This window comes from Acinetobacter sp. UBA3461, from assembly GCF_002381195.1.
Lineage (GTDB): Bacteria > Pseudomonadota > Gammaproteobacteria > Pseudomonadales > Moraxellaceae > Acinetobacter > Acinetobacter schindleri.
In genome coordinates this window covers 52397-72583 of sequence record NZ_DFRO01000020.1, presented here as the reverse complement: position 1 = coordinate 72583, position 20187 = coordinate 52397, and the positions used below count along the sequence as shown (strand labels likewise).

Annotated in this window: 17 protein-coding genes; 1 reads left to right on the top strand and 16 read right to left on the bottom strand. The window is 40.1% G+C overall.

Translation table 11 applies throughout. The features are described 5' to 3' along the window. Positions 1 to 98: 98 nt before the first annotated feature. Genes lldD through lldP form a run of 3 tightly spaced genes read right to left on the bottom strand, consistent with a single transcriptional unit; the run spans position 99 to position 3680 of the window. Complete coding sequence (gene lldD / locus B3D47_RS04085) at positions 99 to 1244, bottom strand: FMN-dependent L-lactate dehydrogenase LldD (protein ID WP_286860078.1); 1146 nt, start codon at positions 1242 to 1244, stop codon at positions 99 to 101. Further along, positions 1241 to 1993 (bottom strand): transcriptional regulator LldR, encoded by a 753-nt coding sequence (gene lldR, locus B3D47_RS04080; RefSeq protein WP_004795436.1) that lies wholly within the window; start codon positions 1991 to 1993, stop codon positions 1241 to 1243. The genes lldD and lldR overlap by 4 nt, the downstream gene beginning before the upstream one ends. A gap of 19 nt (positions 1994 to 2012) precedes the next feature. Further along, on the bottom strand, positions 2013 to 3680 hold the full coding sequence (gene lldP / locus B3D47_RS04075; RefSeq protein WP_171262296.1) for an L-lactate permease: 1668 nt from the start codon (positions 3678 to 3680) through the stop codon (positions 2013 to 2015). A gap of 375 nt (positions 3681 to 4055) precedes the next feature. Between lldP and B3D47_RS04070 the strand changes: the two genes are divergently transcribed. After that, a complete protein-coding gene (locus B3D47_RS04070; protein ID WP_286860073.1) occupies positions 4056 to 5429 on the top strand; it encodes a phosphomannomutase CpsG in 1374 nt (457 codons plus the stop codon). A gap of 65 nt (positions 5430 to 5494) precedes the next feature. Here B3D47_RS04070 and galE read toward each other — a convergent pair whose 3' ends face one another. The 13 genes from galE to B3D47_RS04005 all read right to left on the bottom strand — a co-directional run bounded on the left by galE (position 5495) and on the right by B3D47_RS04005 (position 20186). Continuing rightward, on the bottom strand, positions 5495 to 6514 hold the full coding sequence (gene galE, locus B3D47_RS04065) for a UDP-glucose 4-epimerase GalE (protein WP_286860071.1): 1020 nt from the start codon (positions 6512 to 6514) through the stop codon (positions 5495 to 5497). Beyond that, on the bottom strand, positions 6507 to 8180 hold the full coding sequence (gene pgi / locus B3D47_RS04060; protein WP_262478667.1) for a glucose-6-phosphate isomerase: 1674 nt from the start codon (positions 8178 to 8180) through the stop codon (positions 6507 to 6509). The genes galE and pgi overlap by 8 nt, the downstream gene beginning before the upstream one ends. Next, positions 8180 to 9436: a nucleotide sugar dehydrogenase gene (locus tag B3D47_RS04055; protein ID WP_286860068.1), complete on the bottom strand. Its 1257-nt coding sequence runs from the start codon at positions 9434 to 9436 to the stop codon at positions 8180 to 8182. Before B3D47_RS04055 ends, pgi begins: the two co-directional genes overlap by 1 nt. Before the next feature lie 30 nt (positions 9437 to 9466). Further along, on the bottom strand, positions 9467 to 10342 hold the full coding sequence (galU, locus tag B3D47_RS04050) for a UTP--glucose-1-phosphate uridylyltransferase GalU (protein WP_184104240.1): 876 nt from the start codon (positions 10340 to 10342) through the stop codon (positions 9467 to 9469). A 13-nt stretch (positions 10343 to 10355) separates the two neighbouring features. Continuing rightward, positions 10356 to 12230 (bottom strand): nucleoside-diphosphate sugar epimerase/dehydratase, encoded by a 1875-nt coding sequence (locus B3D47_RS04045; RefSeq protein ID WP_286860066.1) that lies wholly within the window; start codon positions 12228 to 12230, stop codon positions 10356 to 10358. A 115-nt stretch (positions 12231 to 12345) separates the two neighbouring features. Beyond that, complete coding sequence (locus B3D47_RS04040; RefSeq protein ID WP_286860064.1) at positions 12346 to 13521, bottom strand: DegT/DnrJ/EryC1/StrS family aminotransferase; 1176 nt, start codon at positions 13519 to 13521, stop codon at positions 12346 to 12348. Between the two features lie 31 nt (positions 13522 to 13552). Beyond that, positions 13553 to 14221 (bottom strand): NeuD/PglB/VioB family sugar acetyltransferase, encoded by a 669-nt coding sequence (locus tag B3D47_RS04035; protein ID WP_286860062.1) that lies wholly within the window; start codon positions 14219 to 14221, stop codon positions 13553 to 13555. Then, complete coding sequence (locus B3D47_RS04030) at positions 14211 to 14816, bottom strand: sugar transferase (protein ID WP_286860060.1); 606 nt, start codon at positions 14814 to 14816, stop codon at positions 14211 to 14213. The genes B3D47_RS04035 and B3D47_RS04030 overlap by 11 nt, the downstream gene beginning before the upstream one ends. After that, complete coding sequence (locus B3D47_RS04025; protein WP_286860058.1) at positions 14817 to 15959, bottom strand: glycosyltransferase family 4 protein; 1143 nt, start codon at positions 15957 to 15959, stop codon at positions 14817 to 14819. It abuts the gene before it with no gap. Then, positions 15946 to 17013 carry a glycosyltransferase gene (locus B3D47_RS04020; RefSeq protein WP_286860056.1) on the bottom strand — a complete coding sequence of 356 codons (1068 nt, stop codon included), beginning with the start codon at positions 17011 to 17013 and terminating at the stop codon, positions 15946 to 15948. The genes B3D47_RS04025 and B3D47_RS04020 overlap by 14 nt, the downstream gene beginning before the upstream one ends. A gap of 5 nt (positions 17014 to 17018) precedes the next feature. Beyond that, the gene (locus B3D47_RS04015) at positions 17019 to 17981 is read right to left on the bottom strand and encodes a glycosyltransferase family 2 protein (RefSeq protein ID WP_286860054.1); all 963 of its coding nucleotides are present in this window, start codon (positions 17979 to 17981) and stop codon (positions 17019 to 17021) included. Beyond that, a complete protein-coding gene (locus B3D47_RS04010) occupies positions 17978 to 18979 on the bottom strand; it encodes a glycosyltransferase family 2 protein (RefSeq protein WP_286860052.1) in 1002 nt (333 codons plus the stop codon). Before B3D47_RS04010 ends, B3D47_RS04015 begins: the two co-directional genes overlap by 4 nt. A 1-nt stretch (position 18980) precedes the next feature. Continuing rightward, positions 18981 to 20186: an oligosaccharide flippase family protein gene (locus tag B3D47_RS04005; RefSeq protein ID WP_286860050.1), complete on the bottom strand. Its 1206-nt coding sequence runs from the start codon at positions 20184 to 20186 to the stop codon at positions 18981 to 18983. Position 20187 lies beyond the last annotated feature (1 nt).

Here is a 20187-nt window from a genome sequence, read left to right as displayed (position 1 = left end):
TTACTTTTTTAAAAAAGTAACGTCAATTAGCTACTTAAATTGAAATTTTTCCGATACGACTCCGTCGTGCCAATATCATCAAAGTTAATACGGAAACGTTAGAGCTTCATCGCCTGTACTAAACAATCCGCGTTAATATCCTTAATCGACTTAGCACCTGTCATCGTCATCGCAACACGCATTTCTTTATCAATCAAATCAAGCAAGTTCGACACCCCTTGCCCACCTGCTGCTGCCAAGGCATATACAAACGCACGGCCAAGTAAGACTGTATCGGCACCGAGCGCCAACATACGCACCACATCTAAACCATTACGAATGCCTGAGTCAGCCAAAATCGCCAAATCACCTTTCACTGCATCAGCAATTGCAGGCAATGCACGAGCAGACGACATCACACCATCTAACTGACGACCACCGTGATTCGACACCACAATCCCGTCAGCACCAAAACGCACAGCATCTTTGGCATCTTCAGGGTCTAAAATGCCTTTAATCACCATTGGGCCATCCCAAAATTCACGAATCCACTCAAGGTCTTTCCATGAAATCGATGGGTCGAAGTTCGAGCCTAACCAGCCAATATAGTCTTCAAGCCCAGTCGGCTTACCTAAATATTTAGAGATATTTCCCAAGTCGTGCGGACGACCCATTAAGCCGACATTCCACGACCAATGTGGATGGAACATAGACTGCATATAACGACGCATTGCAGCATTTGGCCCACTCATTCCCGAATGTGCATCACGGTAACGCGCACCCGGTACAGGCATATCTACAGTAAATACCAGTGTTGAGCAGCCTGCCGCTTTTGCACGTTCTAAAGCATTACGCATAAAACCACGGTCGCGTAATACATAAAGCTGGAACCACATCGGGCGGTTAATTGCAGGTGCAACTTCTTCAATCGGACAAACAGAAACCGTTGAAAGCGTAAATGGAATGCCCTTTTTGTCGGCTGCCATCGCTGCCTGCACTTCGCCGCGGCGTGCATACATACCTGTTAAACCAACCGGTGCCAACGCAACTGGCATCGACAATGTTTCATTAAACAGTTTTGTCTCTAAACTTAACGCTGACATGTCATTCAGCACACGTTGACGCAATGCAATTTCTGACAAATCTTGTACGTTACGCTTTAAGGTATATTCCGAATACGCTCCACCATCAATGTAATGAAATAAAAATGGAGGTAAGCGACGTTGTGCCGCAGCACGATAATCATTGCCAGAAGAAATAATCATTTTGAATCAACTCTATTTAAACGGTTTGCACGTTTCTGGCGAGCTTCATCTTCATCCAGAGAACGCACATGATTAATCACAAATTCAATATGACCGCAGACAGCTTGGCGTGCGGCCTCGGGATCTTTACGATCAATAGCATCCATCACCTGAAAATGCTGCTCGCTCAGCAAGTCACCATTTACGGGGTCGTTATAAACTTTCTTACGCCCTAACAAGACGTTATATTGCAACAAATCAAACAAGCTACGCATCATTTGGATTAGCACCACATTGTGAGATGCTTCAGCAATCGCTAAGTGAAATTCAGCGTCTGCCACCGCAGCCTGTGCTGAGTCACCTACATTTTGATGGCGACTAATTTCATTAAAATAATGATGAATTTTCGCGCGGTCTTCAGGCGTTGAGCGCAATGCGGCATACCATGCCGTGCCACCTTCAAGTAATAACCGCGCCTCTTGTACATCAAAACGGTACAGCGGATCTTCTTCAATCAAGTTACTAATTGGGTTCACAATCAATTGCTGTGGCCACTGTTCAGGTAACTGCTGAATATAAGTCCCATCGCCACGGCGGCTACTGAGCACCCCTTGACTATTGAGCTGTTGAATTGCTTCACGCAAAGACGGACGAGAAACTCCTAAGCTAGTTGCAAGCTGGCGTTCGGCAGGCAAACGGTCACCTTTTTTCATGTGACGCTCTTCAATTAATGCCTGCAATTTCATGACCACTTGATCGGAGATTCTCATCGCGTTTCCTTCACTGGAGTTATGGAATCATCCACGGAACCAGATAAGCCTGAACCGTAATAATGATGCCAACAAAGACAGTGAATATGATGCTATGTTTTACCGTGAAACGGAACAAGTCAGATTCTTTTCCAACTAAGCCTACTGCTGCACACGCAATCGCAATCGACTGTGGAGAAATCATCTTACCTGTTACGCCACCGCTGGTATTTGCAGCCACAAGCAATACTTCTGGAATACCAATTTGCTGTGCTGTAGTTGCCTGTAATGCCGAGAACAAAGCATTTGAAGAGGTATCTGAACCCGTAAGGAATACACCAAGCCAGCCCAAAAATGGCGAGAAGAAAGTAAATGCATGCCCTGTATGTGCTAGAGCCAAAGCCAAAGTAGCAGATAAACCTGAATAGTTCGCAATAAAAGCAAAAGCTAACACCATACCAATTGAATAAATCGGTGTTTTCAACTCATTAAGTGTTTCACCAAAGGTTGTTACTGCCTCACTTGCTTTCATTTTTAAGAAAATAGCGGTGATGATTGCAGCAATAAAAATTGCAGTACCTGTTGCAGAGAACCAGTCAAACTTATAAATCGCTTCGTATGGCTTCATCTCTGCCACAATTGGCGGCATTTTTTCGACCAATTTATGCAAATATGGTACTTCAAGTTTAAAAATCCAGTGTTCAAGAGCACCATCTTTTGCAAATAATGCTTTAAATGGCTTAACGCTCCAGATCGTCACCATGACTGTTAAAATAGCAAATGGAGACCACGCCTTAGCAATTTTCCCAATGCTATAACGTTGAACCGTAGTAGGTTGCTGAGTCAAAGTTTGACCCGCTTCAGGCTCAAAACGGAAAATATGTTTTGGTTTCCAGAAACGGAACAACACAGTCAAGCTGACCAATGATGCAATTGCAGCGGTAATATCCGGTAATTCAGGACCAATGAAGTTAGATGTAAGATATTGGGCAATCGCAAACGAACCACCACCAACGACTACCCCAGGCCAAGTTTCTTTAACACCACGCCAGCCATCCATAATCGCCATAATCCAGAACAGCACAATCAGCGTTAAAAATGGCAACTGACGACCAACCATCTGGCTAATTTCCATGGTATCTACGCCAGAAACCTGCCCTGCCACAATAATTGGAATACCCATTGCACCGAACGCAACTGGCGCTGTATTTACAATCAAGCACAAACCAGCAGCGTAAAGTGGCTTAAAGCCTAAACCAACAAGGAGTGCAGCGGTAATTGCCACAGGAGCACCGAAACCAGCAGCACCTTCAAGGAAAGTACCAAATGCAAAACCAACCAATAACATTTGTAGACGTTGGTCTTCAGTAATTGACAAAATGCTTGAACGAATAACCTCAAACTGGCCTGTTTTTACTGAAATTTTGTATAGAAAAACTGCCCCAATAATGATCCATGAAATTGGCCATAGACCATAGAAGAAACCGTAAATGATTGACGCAAAGGCCATTTGACCCGGCATTTGATAGAAAAAGAGCGCAATCAATAGTGCAATAATGACTGTGCCTGTACCCGCAATACTGCCTTTTAAACGAAAAACAGCCAATGCCAAAAAGAAGAAAATAATCGGGATTAATGCAACCGCACTAGACAGCCAAATATTATTTAAAGGGTCATAAAGTTGTTGCCACATATTGAGCATTGTCATCTCCTTGAAATGCCGAGGCGAAATTTTTTGTACCTTAAAAGTTTAAACATTTAGCACAATTGGTATTACCAATTTAAATTTAAGTGCAAATATTCTTCCTTAAACCATAGATCTCATCATAAACACAGATATTGGCAAGATCAATCATTAAATTAACATCATAATTGGTATGACCAATATAGCTAAGAAAAATAAAGCTATTTCTAATTTATAAATTTATTTATTAGACTAAAGTCGTAAAAATCTTTCTTATAAATTTAGATATGAGCTACCGAAATGAAGTGAAAAATTTGAATATAAAAACTATAAACATACCTGTTTCATGATCTATGTATAATGTGCACACAACTCAAACCACATGTATTGAATTGAATAATGACTACTTTAACGTGTTTTAAAGCTTATGATATCCGAGGCAAACTCGGCACCGAATTGAATGAAGAAATCGCCTATAAAATTGGCCGCGCATACGGACAAATCTATAAACCAAAGACCGTGGTTGTAGGTTGTGATATTCGTCTAAGCAGTGAGGGTTTAAAACAAGCGACTATCCGCGGTTTAAACGATGCGGGTGTGAATGTGCTTGATTTGGGCATGACGGGAACTGAAGAAGTTTACTTCGCCGCTTTCCATTTAGATGTGCAAGGTGGTATTGAAGTCACTGCCAGTCATAACCCGATGGATTATAATGGCATGAAACTGGTGCGTGAAAATGCCCGCCCGATCAGTGCCGATACAGGTTTAAAAGAAATTCAAGCGCTGGCTGAAACAGGTACTTTTAATGCGGTTGCAGAAAAAGGCACAACCAAAAAATATAATATCCTGCCTGAATTTGTCGATCATCTAATGACATATATCGACCCTGCAAAAGTTCGCCCGTTAAAACTGGTGGTGAATGCCGGTAATGGTGCTGCAGGTCATGTGATTGATGCAATTGAGGCAAAGTTCAAGGAACTGAATATTCCTGTCGAATTTATTAAAATTCATCATGAAGCAGATGGTACATTCCCGAATGGCATTCCAAATCCAATTCTGGTTGAAAACCGTGACAGTACCCGTGATGCGGTCATTCAGCATGGTGCGGATATGGGGATTGCCTGGGATGGCGACTTTGACCGCTGTTTCCTGTTTGATGAAAAAGGCCAGTTTATTGAAGGTTATTATATTGTCGGTCTGCTGGCGCAGGCTTTCCTGCTGAAACAGGCGGGTGAAAAAATTGTGCATGACCCGCGTCTGGTCTGGAACACTTTTGATATTGTTGAGCAGTTTAAAGGTGAAGCCATCCAGTCCAAGTCTGGTCACTCTTTTATTAAAGAAAAAATGCGTGAGCACAATGCCGTATATGGCGGTGAAATGAGTGCGCATCATTATTTCCGTGACTTTGCCTACTGTGATAGCGGCATGATTCCATGGTTACTGGCGATTGCGGTACTGTCTGAAACACAGCAATCTCTATCTTCGCTGGTTGAAGAAATGATTGCCAAGTTCCCATGTTCAGGTGAAATTAATTTTAAAGTGGCCGATACCCAGGCAACCATCCAAAAACTTTTCGATCATTATGCCGATCAGAAACCTGAAATTGATCAGACTGATGGCGTCAGCCTGAATTTTGGTAGCTGGCGTTTTAATGTGCGCGCATCTAATACCGAACCATTATTGCGTTTGAATATTGAAAGCCGTCGTGACCAGAATCCACGACTAATGCAAGACTATGTGAATGAGCTGACCCAGCTGATTCAAGGTAGCTGAAGTCAGAAAAAAAAGAGCCATATTAAAATGGCTCTTTTTTTATGCTTGATACTTATCTGAAAAAATTAATCGCGATAGCCTTGTGGATTCTGCTTCTGCCAGTTCCAGCTGTCTGCTAGCATATCTTCCAGACCATATTGTGGCTGCCAGCCCAGTTCTTTTACTGCACGGGTATTATCGGCAAAAGACGTTGCCACATCACCTTCACGACGCGGAGCGATTTCAAATGGAATCTGCACCTCGTTAACCTGCTCAAAGGTATTTTTGATTTGTAAGACTGAACAGCCTTGTCCCGTACCAATGTTCCAGGCACGGCAACCTTGTGCTTGCAAACGGTTAGTCAATGCACATAAATGCGCATTGGCCAGATCCACCACATGAATATAATCCCGTACGCCTGTCCCATCTACCGTATCGTAATCATCACCAAAAATAGACAGCTTTTCACGACGACCCACAGCCACCTGGGTCACATACGGCATCAGGTTATTGGGAATCCCTTGCGGGTCTTCACCAATCTGACCACTTTTATGTGCTCCAACCGGATTAAAATAACGCAACAAGGCAATCGACCAGCGATCATCGGATGCCGATAGCTTTTGTAATAGCTGCTCTACAATCAGCTTGGTATAACCATAGTTATTGCTCGTCATACCGGTCGGCATATCTTCATTTAAAGGCGAGATATTGGCTTCATCATAGACTGTAGCCGAGGAACTGAAGACCAGACGGAATATACCAGCGCGCTGCATGGCCTGCACCAGGCTGATGGAACCTGAAATATTATTTTCAAAATACGTCAGCGGAATTTGCTGGCTTTCCCCTACGGCTTTTAGACCAGCGAAATGAATCACGGCATCAATTTGATAGGTACTAAAAATCTGATTCAAAATATTTTGATCTAGAATATCACCCTGAATAAAATCCAAAGATTTCGAAGCCAAAGCCTGCACACGATTCAGAGATTCTTTAGAACTATTAGAAAGATTATCTAATACCACGACTTCATGTCCGGCATTTAATAATTCCAGACAGGTATGTGAGCCGATATAACCAGCACCACCTGTTACCAGTACTTTAGCCACGCTGTTTCCCCATTAATATTGCAATTAAACCTTGTGTCGAGGCATCCAGCGCGGACACATCCGCCTGTTCTCCATTTAAAATCGGCAAGAGCTGGTTAGCAATTTCCTTGCCTTTTTCGACGCCCCACTGGTCAAAAGGATTGATATTCCACAGTACTGACTGCACAAAGACCTTATGTTCATACATGGCGATCAACATCCCCAGACTATAAGGATTGAGCTCTTGCATTAAAATAGTTGAACTCGGCTGGTTCCCTGCATACTGCTTATAGGTCGGTAGGCCGGCCAGTTCACTGGCATCAAGCGCCTGATTACCAAAGGCCAGTAGCCGCGACTGTGCCAGACAGTTGGACAGGGCCAAATGATGCTGTTCAATCAGCGCATCGGCATTGTCGGCATAGGTAAACTGGTTCGCATTATAACGCTGAACCGGCGCAATAAAATCACTGCTCACCGATTGGGTGCCCTGATGCAATAATTGATAAAAGGCATGCTGGGCATTCGGTCCGACTTCTCCCCAGATAATCGGGCAGGTATCCCACTCTACTTTCTCGCTATTACGCTGAATGGATTTACCATTGGATTCCATTTCCAGCTGTTGCAAATAAGAAGCAAAATATTTTAACCGGCCATCATAAGGCAATACGGCATGGGTTTGTATATCCAGGAAGTTGTTGTTCCAGACCCCTAACAGTCCCATCAACACCGGAATATTCTGTTCAAATGGTGCAGTCTGGAAATGCTCATCTACCGCATGGGCACCCGCTAAAAAGTGCTGAAACCCCTGTACCCCGATCGTCAATGCAATAGGCAAGCCAATACAGGACCAAAGCGAATAACGACCGCCTACCCAGTCCCAGAGCAGGAACTGGTTTTCTGGTGCAATTCCCCAAGCGGTCATTTTCTCCGGCTTGGTCGAAACCCCAATAAAATGATGCTGGATCGTGCGTAGGTCTTGTCCCAGGGTTTTTTCCAACCACAGGCGTACCGTTTGTGCATTAGAGAGGGTGTCAATGGTACCGAAAGATTTAGAAGAAATAATAAATAGTGTCGTTTCAGGACGCAGCTTATGCAGCAGATCAGACAGCTGACTGCCATCCATGGTCGATACGAAATGTACATTTAAGGGACGCTGAGTCGGCTGTTTAAAGTCAGACAGGGCTTGACTGACCATCAGCGGGCCTAAATCCGAACCACCGACCCCGATATTGACCACATCCTGAATCACTTCACCGGTAGCACCGCGGTACTGTCCAGCATGGATTTTTTCTACCAAGGTGAACATGCGCTGTAACTGGGTATGCACCTCGGCAGCCAGTTCAGGATGCTGTTCATTCTGCTCAGGCAAACGTAAGGCCCAATGCATTGCAGCACGCTGCTCGGTATAGTTAACCTGCTCTTGGGAAAACAGCCGTTTGATCCATTGTTTCAGATCTTGTACCTGTGCCAGTTGCACCAAAGCCTGTAGCACATCCTGATCAATGCGGTGCTTGCTAAAATCAAAGGTCACCGGCTCCAGATTCACCGAGAAGTGCTGAAAACGCTGAGGATCTTGTTGAAACAGCTCTTGCAGATGCTTGTGTTCAAACTGCTGTTTTAAAATATTTAATCGGCTTAAAACAGCCTCTTTCTCTTCGAGGGGATAAGGTTGCTGAATTACACTCATTAACGTCCTACTCCCTTATAGGCAAAGCCTTGTGCTTTCATATAATCCGGATTATAAATATTACGTCCATCCAGGATCAGTGGATGCTGCATGTGATTCAACAGGCTGCGGTAATTGGGACTCCAGTATTGTTTCCAGGCTGTGAGTACGCATAGGGCATGTGCTCCATTTACAGCCTCGTACTGATCTGTGCAATACACCAGATCATCGCGTTGTCCGTAGACTTTTTCAATTTCCGCCAGAGCTTGAGGATCATGCAGCTTGACGATCACACCTTGCGCCCAGAGTGCAGTCAACATGGCATGAATCGGGGATTGCTGGATACGCGAGGTATTTTCCTTAAAGGATGCTCCCCAGATCGCTACAGTTTTACCAGCCAGATCACCATGGTAATAATTCCACAGCTTGCGAAATAGCAGTTCTTTTTGCTGCTCATTAATTTCCCAGACCTGAGCCATTAGCTGGCTTTTCGCACCGGTGCCTGACACAGTACTGGCCAGGATCTGAATATCATGCGAGAAGTTTTCGCCGCCGAACCCTGCTCCCGGATACAGATAAGATGAACCAATCCGGCTATCCGCTGCCAGCCCCTGGCGTACATGCTCAATGTCAATACCAAGTTTTTCAGCCACCAAAGCCAGATCATTAATATAGCTGATACGCGTGGCCAGCATGCCGGACACGCTCAGTTTGGTAAACTCGGCATCCAGAACCGGCATAAACAGGTATTGCTGTTCACGCGGGAATAACGGCCTGAGCAGTTCCTTCAAAAGCGTTTTCGCCGTTTCATTGCTATAGCCGACAATGAGCTGACTGGCTTCGGTCAAGCTGCGTAAGGCATTACCTTCCTGAATCACATCTGGCAAATAGATCCAGTAATCTTCTGAAAGAATCTGCTGGAATTTTTCGGTACCGTGCAGGCCCAAGGTAGAAGCGTTGATCATCAGTTTTGGATGGATAATTGGACGCTGCTTGAGCTCACGCAGGATTTCCAGACCCTGGTTTTCTTCAGTCGGACTTAAGCTAAACAGATAGACATCAATATCTAAAGGAATCGCCTCGAACTTGCAGTATTGTAAAAAGCCCTTGGCATGCTGCTTGTTCAGCAACTGCTGTACAGCCTCATCCTGTGCATAGACTTGCTCGGAAGACGGTTTTTTCAGCAAATCACACCAGTAGACCTGATGACCACATTCAGCCAGTAGGGCTGCCATGACACCGGCATATAGGGTCTGACCAAATACTGCAATGTTCATAAGGATCCTTGTTATTGTTAAAGTCTGTATTTAGAGCTTCAGTTCCTGAATCAGGGCTTTAAAGGACTCACCCAGTACCGGATGATCCACACCATAGTGCAATACAGCTTTCAGATAGCCCAGTTTGCTGCCACAGTCAAAGGTCTGGCCTTTCATGCGATAGGCCTCTACCGTATCAGTCTGCTGTAACATGGCAATCGCATCGGTCAGCTGGATTTCATTGCCTGCACCACGTGGGGTCTGTTCCAGTAACTGCATGATTTTTGCCGGCAGGATATAACGGCCCACTACCGATAAATTTGAAGGCGCCGTTCCCACCGCCGGCTTTTCTACAATACCTTGCATCACGATGCTTTGTCCTTCAGCAGGTGATTCTGCGACATCCACAATGCCATACTGATCCACCAGATGATCCGGTACGGCTTCAACCATAATCTGCGAAGCTTGTGATTCATTAAAGCGCTGAATCATCAGGCTTAAATCATTTTCTGTGTCTGAGTCTTTGACCAATACATCTGGGAGTAGTACAGCAAAGTCTTCTTGACCCACCACTGCTTTGGCACAGAGCACGGCATGACCTAAACCAAGGGGTTGTGGTTGGCGTACACTGATCACACTGACATGTGGCGGCAGAATTTCAGTGATTTCCTTAAGCAGGTCAAATTTCTTTTTTTGCTCCAAGGTGGTTTCCAGCTCAAAACTACGATCAAAATAGTTTTCAATTGAGGCTTTGGAGCTATGGGTGACCAGGATAATCTGCTCAATTCCCGCAGCGACCGCTTCTTTCACCACGTATTCAATCGCTGGGCGGTCTACCACCGTCACCATTTCCTTAGGAATAGATTTGCTGGCTGGGAGAAAACGGGTACCCAAACCTGCGACTGGCAAAATGGCTTTCTTAATCATAAATAAACTTCACTTAATTAACTTTAATTTCTTTACCACGTTGATAGCCATCAACATAATATTCAAGCTGTGACAAGGCCCAGTCGATATCTGCCTGCATGGCAGAAAGTTCCTGCATTTTATCAAACACTTGTGTAATTTCCTGTAACGGAACGTGTTTTTCAAATGATCTTAGAATACGACTGTGTGACGTAAGCTCGGTATTTTCCTGATCAATCAGCAATTCTTCATACAGTTTTTCACCTGGACGCAAACCGGCATATTGAATTGCAATATCACCCTCCGGATGCTGCTCATCACGAACTTTCAACCCACTCAAGGCAATCATTTGACGGGCCAGATCCTGAATACGCACCGGTTCCCCCATATCCAGCAGGAACACATCGCCACCCACGCCCAAGGCACCGGCCTGAATCACCAGCTGTGAAGCCTCCGGAATGGTCATAAAGTAGCGGGTGACATCCGGATGGGTCACGGTAATCGGACCACCCTTGAGAATCTGCTGTTTAAACAGTGGTACCACCGAACCAGAGGAACCGAGCACATTACCAAAACGGACGATACTGATCTGGGTCTGCTGTTGCGCCTCTGCCATCGCCTGACAGTAAAGTTCTGCCATACGTTTACTGGCACCCATGACATTGGTCGGACGTACCGCTTTATCGGTTGAGATCAGCACAAAGGTTTCTACACCTTTTTTCACCGCAGCATTCACGCTGAAGGCCGTTCCTACTGCATTGTTTTTCAGGCCCGCTAGCGGATTACACTCGACCAGCGGTACATGCTTATACGCTGCCGCATGATAGACGGTTTGTACTGCATACTGCTCAATCACACGTTCCAGTTTTTGCTGATCCAGCACCGAGCCCAGAATCGGAATAATCTCACACTGAGACATTAAACGTAGTTCTTTATCAATGTTATACAGGGCAAACTCGGTTAATTCAAAAATAACGATTTTTGCCGGCTGGTTTTTCACAATCTGCCGGCACAGCTCCGAACCAATCGAGCCGCCTGCACCGGTGACCATCACTACTTTATCTTGAATATTTCTGGCCAGAAGCTCCGGCACTGGGGGCACCGGATCACGCCCCAGCAAGTCAATAATATCGACTTCCTGAATATCAGAAATACGGATTTCACCATCGACCAGTTTAGTCAGCCCCGGAATTTCGGTAATTTTTAAATGTGCCGGTTCCAAAAATTTAATGATTTCACTTTTGCGGACCCGCCCGACCGAGGGCAAGGCAATCAGGATTTCATCAATTTTTTGCTTGCGCATGAGCTTGAGGGCCGTCTGGGCGTCATAGACTTTGAGTCGACCCAGCTGTTGTCCAGTCAATGAGCGTTTGTCATCAATAAACATGACCGGCAAATGCGCATTGGAACGATAAAGTGCAGCAGCAACCTGTTGGCCTGCATGACCCGCCCCATAAATCGCAATGCGTTTTTTCTGTACGTCGGCCTGCAAATAGGAACGGATAATAAAGCGGATGATGCCACGGCTAAACCAGATCCAGGCAAACATCATAAAGCCAAACATCAGCGGAATAGAGGTCGGAATAAAGGCTGGAGTAAAATAAGCCAGCGCATACAGGCCGGCGACAGTCAAGGCAGTCGCCAGCCCCATTTTGATCATAAACACTTCATTATAAGTACGGACAATGAAGCGGTAGACCCCACAGATAAAAAGCGATGCAACTGCAATCATACTGACCCAGAGCGTACCAAACGGCAGATTAGGTACCACCTCCGCGCCTAAATCAAAAAGGCGAATGGCATAACACAGCCAGGTCAAGATCGGAAAAACACAAAAATCCAGAATAATCAAAAATGCGAGTTTGGCGACTCGTGGTGATTCTACAAAGGGTGTAATGATCGATTTCACTGGGTACGTTTTCTCAATTTTAATAAATTTTTAATGAATCACGACTTTATTAATAACTTAGAGCGATATTATATAGAGAAATGCACCGAATACGGTGCACTTATCTTGCAAAAGTTTAAGCAACTATACTATTAATGACCTGTTGAATTGCCGTCACAGTTTTGTTAATACTTTCATCACTTAAAGTCGGATGAACTAAAAACATCAGACTGGTTTCCCCCAATTGCTGCGCATTTTTCAAACGCTGTGCTGGACGCCATGGCGTGCCATTAAACGCATGCTCGAGATAGACTTCTGAACAGGAGCCACTGAAACAAGGTACATTCAGCGCACTGATTTCCTGCATGATCCGGTCACGTGACCAGCCTTCAGTCAAAGCCTCGATATTGACCTGCACATAACATTTATAGGCAGCATGCACATAATCATCGGATGGACGATGAACGCTAAAATATGGACTGTCTGCAAATGCCGCATAAATTTTTTCCATATTGGCAAGGCGTTTTGCAGTCCATTCCGGCATTTTTTTCAGCTGGATACGACCAATCACAGCCTGCATTTCCATCATGCGCCAGTTGGTACCAAAAGAGTCATGCAGCCAGCGGAAACCCGGTGGATGCTGCTTGTTATAGATGCTGTCAAAGTTCTTGCCATGGTCTTTATAGGACCACATTTTTTTCCACAGGTTTTCATCATTGGTGGTCACCATGCCGCCTTCACCGCCTGTGGTCATAATCTTGTCCTGACAGAAGGACCAGGCCGCAACATGACCGATTGAACCGGCAGATTTACCTTTGTATTTCGCGCCATGCGCCTGTGCACAGTCTTCGATCACATACAGGCCTTTATCGGCAGCCAATTGCATGATCGGATCCATATCGCACATCCAGCCTGCCAAATGTACACAGATAATCGCTTTAGTATTTGGCGTCAATACTGCTTCAATGGTACGGGCAGAAATGTTTTGTGAATCAAGTTCTACATCTGCAAAGATTGGGTTGGCACCTGCTGTTACAATGGAGCTGGCCGAGGCTAAAAAGGTACGTGAAGTCACAATCACGTCATCCCCTGCTCCGATGCCTAAGGCTTTTAGTGCAATATCTAAGGCGACAGTACCATTGGCCAATGCCACTGCATATTTGGTTTCTGCAAACCGGGCAAATTCTTTTTCGAACTCGCGGCATTCCTGTCCAGTCCAGTAGTTGACTTTATTCGACAATAAAACCCGGGAAACCGCATCCGCTTCTTCCTGGGTAAAACTTGGCCATGGTTCAAATGCAGTGTTTAACATGATGTTTCCTGAATTTTTAAAATTTAAAAACTTATTTTTTCTCTAGAATTCTTGCTGGACTGCCAACTACGGTCACACCCGGTGGAACGCTCTTGGTGACCACAGCACCCATACCCACTACCGCACCCTTACCAATCACTAAAGGCTTGTCAGGTGTACCCTGTTTAATCACAGCACTTGTACCAATATAGGCATGATCCTCGATATGAATATTGCCATTGCATTTCACCCCGGGAGCAAAGGTAACATAATCGCCAATAATGCAATCGTGTGCTACATAACTAAAGTAATTAGCGTGAAAAAATTTACCAACCTTGATATTAGAAGTAAAATGTACGTAATTACATAAAATAGCACCTTCACCTATTTGCACTTCATCCATACGAATAGTTGTAGATGCACTTACTGACCAATGCTTTAAATTATGTAAATCAATTTTTTGAGTAAGTTTTTCTCGAACATGACTATTGGCTATCGCAATAGCCACATATTTATCAACAGCATCCAATCTAAGAAATTCTTCAAAACTATAAACCTGATGTCCATTGACAACCTGTTTATTTTCACCATCATCAATAAATACAAGCTCGTAATTTTCAGTATTTTCAGCAATCAATTGTTCACGTGCTAACGGCATCACTCCACGACCAAAACCACTAGCACCATAGACTGCATATAGATATTTTGAACTACTGCTCATCTTCTTTATTACCCATGAAACGAGTCATCGTTACTTCTTCAGACTGGTTAATACCTTCTTTGACTAGAACTTTTTTTATTGTTTGAAACATAATTTTAAAATCAAGCCAGATTGACCGATTTTCGACGTACCAGGTATCCAGTTTAAATTTTTCTTCCCAGCTAATTGAGTTTCGCCCATTCACCTGAGCATATCCTGTCATACCTGGTCGTACATTATGACGTTTGGCTTGTTCTTCATTATATAAAGGCAAATAATCCATAAGAAGTGGGCGTGGCCCCACAATACTCATATCACCTTTAATCACGTTCCATAGTTCTGGCATTTCATCCAGACTGGTAGCACGTAACATTTTTCCAAATTTTGGCAACCGCTGTTCATTAGGCAACAAGTTCCCTTCTGCATCACGCTCATCCGTCATGGTACGGAACTTAATCATTTCAAAAGGTTTACCATGTAAACCGGGACGCACCTGACGAAAAATAACTGGTGAACCTAAATTTTTACGTACTTTATAAGCAACATAAAGATAGAGAGGAGATAATAAAATTAGTGCGATTGATGCAATTATAATATCGAGTAAACGTTTTAACATTTAAAGACCTAATATTTTAAGTAATTTTTGATTAACCTTTTCCGCATCAAACTTTTCAATTGCTATTTTATGACTTTCATTGCCCATAATACGAATCTGTTCTGGATGCTCAATAAAATAAATCATTTTTTCAGCCAAAGCCTCAGGATTCCATTTTGGTACTAAAAATCCATTTATACCATCTACAACCGTTTCTCTACAACCAGGTACATCTGTGGTAATAATTGCACGTCCTATTGCCATTGCTTCTTGGGTACTTCTTGGCACTCCCTCACGATACGATGGCAATACAAATACATGACTGTCAGCAATCCAGTCTTTGATATTACTCACATGCCCAGGATAATTAATAATATTAGAGGAAATTAAACTATCCAATTCTGTTTGTTGTAAAGCACCTAAATTATGATGGTCTATTGCACCAAGCACTGTAAACTCTGTATCGGGATATATTTTCTTTACCAGTTTTGCCGCCTGAACAAATTCATGTATCCCTTTTTCATTCAATAACCGACCAATAAATAAAAATTTAAGGGGCAAGTGAATATTACGCAATGGTTGATATGGATAGTCTTTTAAATTTAAGCCAATCCCACCTAAAACTTCTACACTTTTGACGCTTATAGCATGCTTTTCAAGTAAATCTTTAGGGTCATCAGGATTTAAAAAAATAAGCTGATCAAGTTGTGGTAATGCTAATTTATATAAAAAAACCTGTATTTTTTTTATGAGCTGAGTTTTTTTACTTAAGCCTTCTGGCTGCTCTGTAAAGGTATAGCCTAGACCTTCTAGCATACCAACAACACGCGGAGCTTTAGCTAATTTGGCTGCTAAAGTACCAAAAATGACAGGTTTAGAAAAATAAGAAAATACAAGGTCAGGATTAATTGCTTTAATTTTTTTTGAAAGTTGATAAGTTGCAATCATATCTGCAAGTGGGTTCAATCCACCACGGTTTAATGTATATGTAATTGGTGTAGCACCCAACTTTTCTATTTTTTTTAGGTCTTCTGCCGTATATTCAGAAGTAAACGCATAAACTTGATGACCTTTTTTTAAGAATGTACGAATTAAATCTGCACGAAAGCCATAGAAGCTAGATGCAACTGTGCCAATCAAGACAATTTTTTTATTTAGCTTCATATAAAGCCAACCATTTATTTATACTTGCTTCTAAAGAAAATAACTTTTCGACTCTTTCTCTAGCCAATTTTCCATTATTTCTTATTTGATCTCCCGTTAAGCTGATTGCCTGTTCTAACCCTTTTGCTAGTGCTTCTGAATCTTCAATAGGTACTAATATTCCTGTTTCCCCCAAAATTTCTGCACTACCACCACAGTCTGTAGCGACAACAAACTTTTCACAAGCCATAGCCTCTATTACAACAGTTGGTAGTCCTTCATGCCGAGACGAAAGTACAAAGTAATCCGCTTGATTTAAAAGCTCAGGAATATCAGATCTTTTCCCTAGCAGTACAACATTATTCTTAATCCCATAATCTTCGATAGTTTTTTCCAAATAGGGGCGAAGTTCACCATCACCAGCGATATAAAACTTAACTTTTTCAATAAGACTATTATCTTTTAAGATTTTTATGGCTTTAAATAAATTAGGATAATCCTTTTGTTCATTAAACCGACCTACCGATAAAACCATTATTTCATCATTTTTTTTCGCTGTTTTAAATGATTTAAATTTACTTAAATCGATTCCATTATACACGGTGGTTAAATTATTTTTATTAAATGCACCTTTACTAATTAAAGACTCTGTCGCTTCTTGACTAACATTACTATTAAAATCAGATAAAAAATTTGTTAATCGATAGGCAATCATTCTGAGTCTTCCACCCTCATTAGAATTATGAGCCGTACAAATTAACTTTGGTATCGCACAGCCAATACGATTTATACGCGTAAAAATATTAGCATGTACCATATGAGCATGCACAATATCAGGTTTATAAGTTTTAATAAGTTGACGATAACGTAATGAAGCCTTGAGTAAGTCAACAATACTATTTAATCCTAAGGCAATAATTTCAATTTGTTCAGAGTTTGGTTTAACTGAAACTTTACCTGTTAAATAGGCAATCTTAACTTCATGGCCTTTTAAGACCATTTTGTCTGCTAATTCAGTAACTACTTTTTCAGCTCCACCTAAGCTCAAACCAGTAATTACATATAAAATTTTCATAGAAATTAAACCTTAGCAATCTTTTTCTTAACTAAAAAAATCATTAAAAATAAATTTATTAAACAAATAAAAACAAACAATTTTATTTGCCTAAAATTAAAAAAGTAAAAGGGACTAATATATCTAATATTATTATTCAAATAAAAATAAAATGCTTCCACAAAGTAATGCTTTTTATATTTAAGTTTAATCAAACTAAAAATATAACCTGCTAAACTTATAGCAAATAGTCTCTCAAAAACAAAGAAGAACTTCTGATTTCCTCTCATTATTTTTATTATCTCTTGATGAACAATAAATGTATTATATGATATTTTTATCTTTTTTTCTTCGTCAATTTTTTTAGTGATAGATTGCTCATTAAACTTATACTCATAAAACACCTCATGTAAAGGAGTAATATAATAGTCTTTACTAAAAATATAAATACAGTAAATATAATCTTCCAAACTCAGAAGCCTCTCATCAAAGTATTGATTTTTCAAAACACTTTTATGAAAAACTTTATTCCAAAGATAAAATCGGCCGTCTGTTTTTTTTAAATAATCAAGTGTAGAAATAGATTTTTTATAGTCAGGTATATAATAATATTTTATACATTCATCATAATAACCAAATTCTAATATTTGAAATGGGTATTTCTTAACAAAACTATTAAAACATTCTCCTAAAATATAGTCATCTGCATCACAAAACCAAATATAATCCCCTTTAGCATAATTTAACCCTGTATTTCTAGCGATAGCAGGTCCTGAATTCTGCTGACGAATAACCATTAATTCTATATTTTTTATTAATGCTATTTTTTTTATTTTATCTAGTTCATTATCAACTAGTACTTTTGAACCGTCATCAACAATCACTATCTGTAAAGAAACACATTCCATGTTTTTTTCAAATATACTGTATAGCAATCTAGCTAACAAATCAGAGCTATTAAATACTGGTATGATGATGGAAAGATTCATTTGAACAACCTATATAAAAAAAATAGAGTTACCTTTAATATCGTAGGATTTTTAAAAAAAATAGATGTCATTTTTTGAAATTTTGTTTCCATTTTTCCTTGCATGGGATAGGAGTTAGAAGAAAATAATTTATCTAAAAATAAATTTAACATATGAAAGTCAATATATCTTCTAGAAATAAATAAATTGTAAATATAATTCCAAATAATGTTATTAATCACTCTTAATATATATTTTTTTTTATTATCTTCTAAAGAAGAATAATAATCTTTCAAAGAATCGGCTACCACTAAATTATCCAGTGTATATTTTATATATTTTTCCCTAGTTTTAGATTTAGAGATAGAATCTGAATTATAAACATATCCATAAGGAGCAATATTTAGAAAAATAATTTTCTCTACACTTATGAGTAATTTTGCTGTTAATTCAACATCTTGATGAGAAATATTAGGATAGAAAAAAATATTTCTTGAAAAAAACAAATCTTTTTTTATAATAAGACAACAAACTGATGAAGGACTATAACCCTGTTCAAAAGCATTCAAACCATTAATACACTTATTTTTTTCTACAGGAAAATCACAACCATAACCATATAAAATATTATCTTTTATTAGTTGACTCTTAAAAGATATAACATCTACTTGGCCATCAGTCACCCAAGTAAATATGGTTTTTAAGTTGTCATCTACAAGAAGATCATCAGCATCAAAAAACCATATATATTTTCCTAATGAACATTTTAGTCCCTTATTACGAGCACAACTTAAACCACTATTTTCCTGATAAAAGTATCTAATTGTATAACTCTTATTTTTTTCTATAAAAGAATAAACAATATTTTTAGTATTGTCTGTTGACCCATCATCAATTACAACTATTTCAATCTTGTCTTTCATATTACCAATAGTATTATTAGTAATTATACTTTCAATAGTGTTAGAAATATTAGGAGCACCATTAAAAACAGGAATAACAATAGACAAATAAAACAATTTAGATATCCTTAATATATATATATCGACGATAAAATGTTATTGAATAGATAATAATAAAAGAAGTTACCACTCCATACAAACCAAAAATCCATGCAAAAAAAGGCATTAATATAACATAAATTATGGCTTCTTGAACTTTATAATTAGCATCAATTGAAATTTTTCCATTTAAAACAAATAAAGTTCCAAGTAATTGCGTCATACTTCTTAAGATCACCCCAATCAATATCCAAGGTATTAAATTAAATACATGCTCCCACTCCTTTAAATCCACTAAAATATTAAAAAATAATATTAATAATGAAAAAAATAAAGTGAATACAAAAAGTATTTTTAACTTGGAAACTAAAAGGAGAAAAACTTGACGATGTTTCTTAGCCTCATATTGAATTCTTAAAAAAGGTAGTAAAGCCCTATTAATAACCAAAGTAAGGAATTGTGCCGGTATTTCACAAATCTTTTGTGCTACATAATATAAACTTAATGCCTCATTAGACACAAAAAAACCTAAAATTAATTTATCAAAACTATATGTTGTAAAAGTTGTAGCTGATATTTTTATAAAATTTTTACCTTGGTCAAAAGCCAGCGTAGCTACTTTTTTATTAAAAGAAAAAATTTTTTTTAATGGAAAAAATAAATAAGAGAATATAGCAAATACAATTGAGGCAATAAGTTGTGATAAAACAAGCCCCCAAACTCCAAAATTAGAGTACAAAAAAATTGAGAAAAATATTAGAGCCATCAATTCAGAAGATAGAGTTAAAATTGCCTGATATTTAAAATTACCCATTCTCTCATAAGTTAAAAAAATAGAGTTGCTTATTGCTGAAATAAATATACTCAGTGACAATACAAGTGTCATATCTAGCCATTCAAAATCTGAATTAAATAAAAAAACAATAAACCAAACAATAAAAATAATAAAAATAATAATGAGGCGACAAATAGCATTTAACCACCATATGGTGGAAGTTACTATTTCTTGACTAACTTCATTAATATCCAACTGCCCTGCGACATACAACTGTTTCAATCCCAAATCCACCAGTATAGAAATTGCAGCAAAAATAGTAGCAGCTAATGCATATTCGCCTAAAACATTTGGACCTAAAAAAATACTTAGTAATGAAATACGTAATAAATTTGAGCCCTGTTGGGCAAGAGTATTGACCCCCCCCCATTTCACACTATTAAGAAACAAT

What these genes read in the sequence shown, in the direction of transcription:
- lldD (WP_286860078.1), bottom strand. Translation starts at nt 1,244, where the DNA reads ATGATTATTTCTTCTGGCAATGATTATCGTGCTGCGGCACAACGTCGC.
- lldR (WP_004795436.1), bottom strand. Translation starts at nt 1,993, where the DNA reads ATGAGAATCTCCGATCAAGTGGTCATGAAATTGCAGGCATTAATTGAA.
- lldP (WP_171262296.1), bottom strand. Translation starts at nt 3,680, where the DNA reads ATGACAATGCTCAATATGTGGCAACAACTTTATGACCCTTTAAATAAT.
- B3D47_RS04070 (WP_286860073.1), top strand. Translation starts at nt 4,056, where the DNA reads ATGACTACTTTAACGTGTTTTAAAGCTTATGATATCCGAGGCAAACTC.
- pgi (WP_262478667.1), bottom strand. Translation starts at nt 8,180, where the DNA reads ATGAGTGTAATTCAGCAACCTTATCCCCTCGAAGAGAAAGAGGCTGTT.
- B3D47_RS04055 (WP_286860068.1), bottom strand. Translation starts at nt 9,436, where the DNA reads ATGAACATTGCAGTATTTGGTCAGACCCTATATGCCGGTGTCATGGCA.
- galU (WP_184104240.1), bottom strand. Translation starts at nt 10,342, where the DNA reads ATGATTAAGAAAGCCATTTTGCCAGTCGCAGGTTTGGGTACCCGTTTT.
- B3D47_RS04040 (WP_286860064.1), bottom strand. Translation starts at nt 13,521, where the DNA reads ATGTTAAACACTGCATTTGAACCATGGCCAAGTTTTACCCAGGAAGAA.
- B3D47_RS04035 (WP_286860062.1), bottom strand. Translation starts at nt 14,221, where the DNA reads ATGAGCAGTAGTTCAAAATATCTATATGCAGTCTATGGTGCTAGTGGT.
- B3D47_RS04030 (WP_286860060.1), bottom strand. Translation starts at nt 14,816, where the DNA reads ATGTTAAAACGTTTACTCGATATTATAATTGCATCAATCGCACTAATT.
- B3D47_RS04025 (WP_286860058.1), bottom strand. Translation starts at nt 15,959, where the DNA reads ATGAAGCTAAATAAAAAAATTGTCTTGATTGGCACAGTTGCATCTAGC.
- B3D47_RS04020 (WP_286860056.1), bottom strand. Translation starts at nt 17,013, where the DNA reads ATGAAAATTTTATATGTAATTACTGGTTTGAGCTTAGGTGGAGCTGAA.
- B3D47_RS04015 (WP_286860054.1), bottom strand. Translation starts at nt 17,981, where the DNA reads ATGAATCTTTCCATCATCATACCAGTATTTAATAGCTCTGATTTGTTA.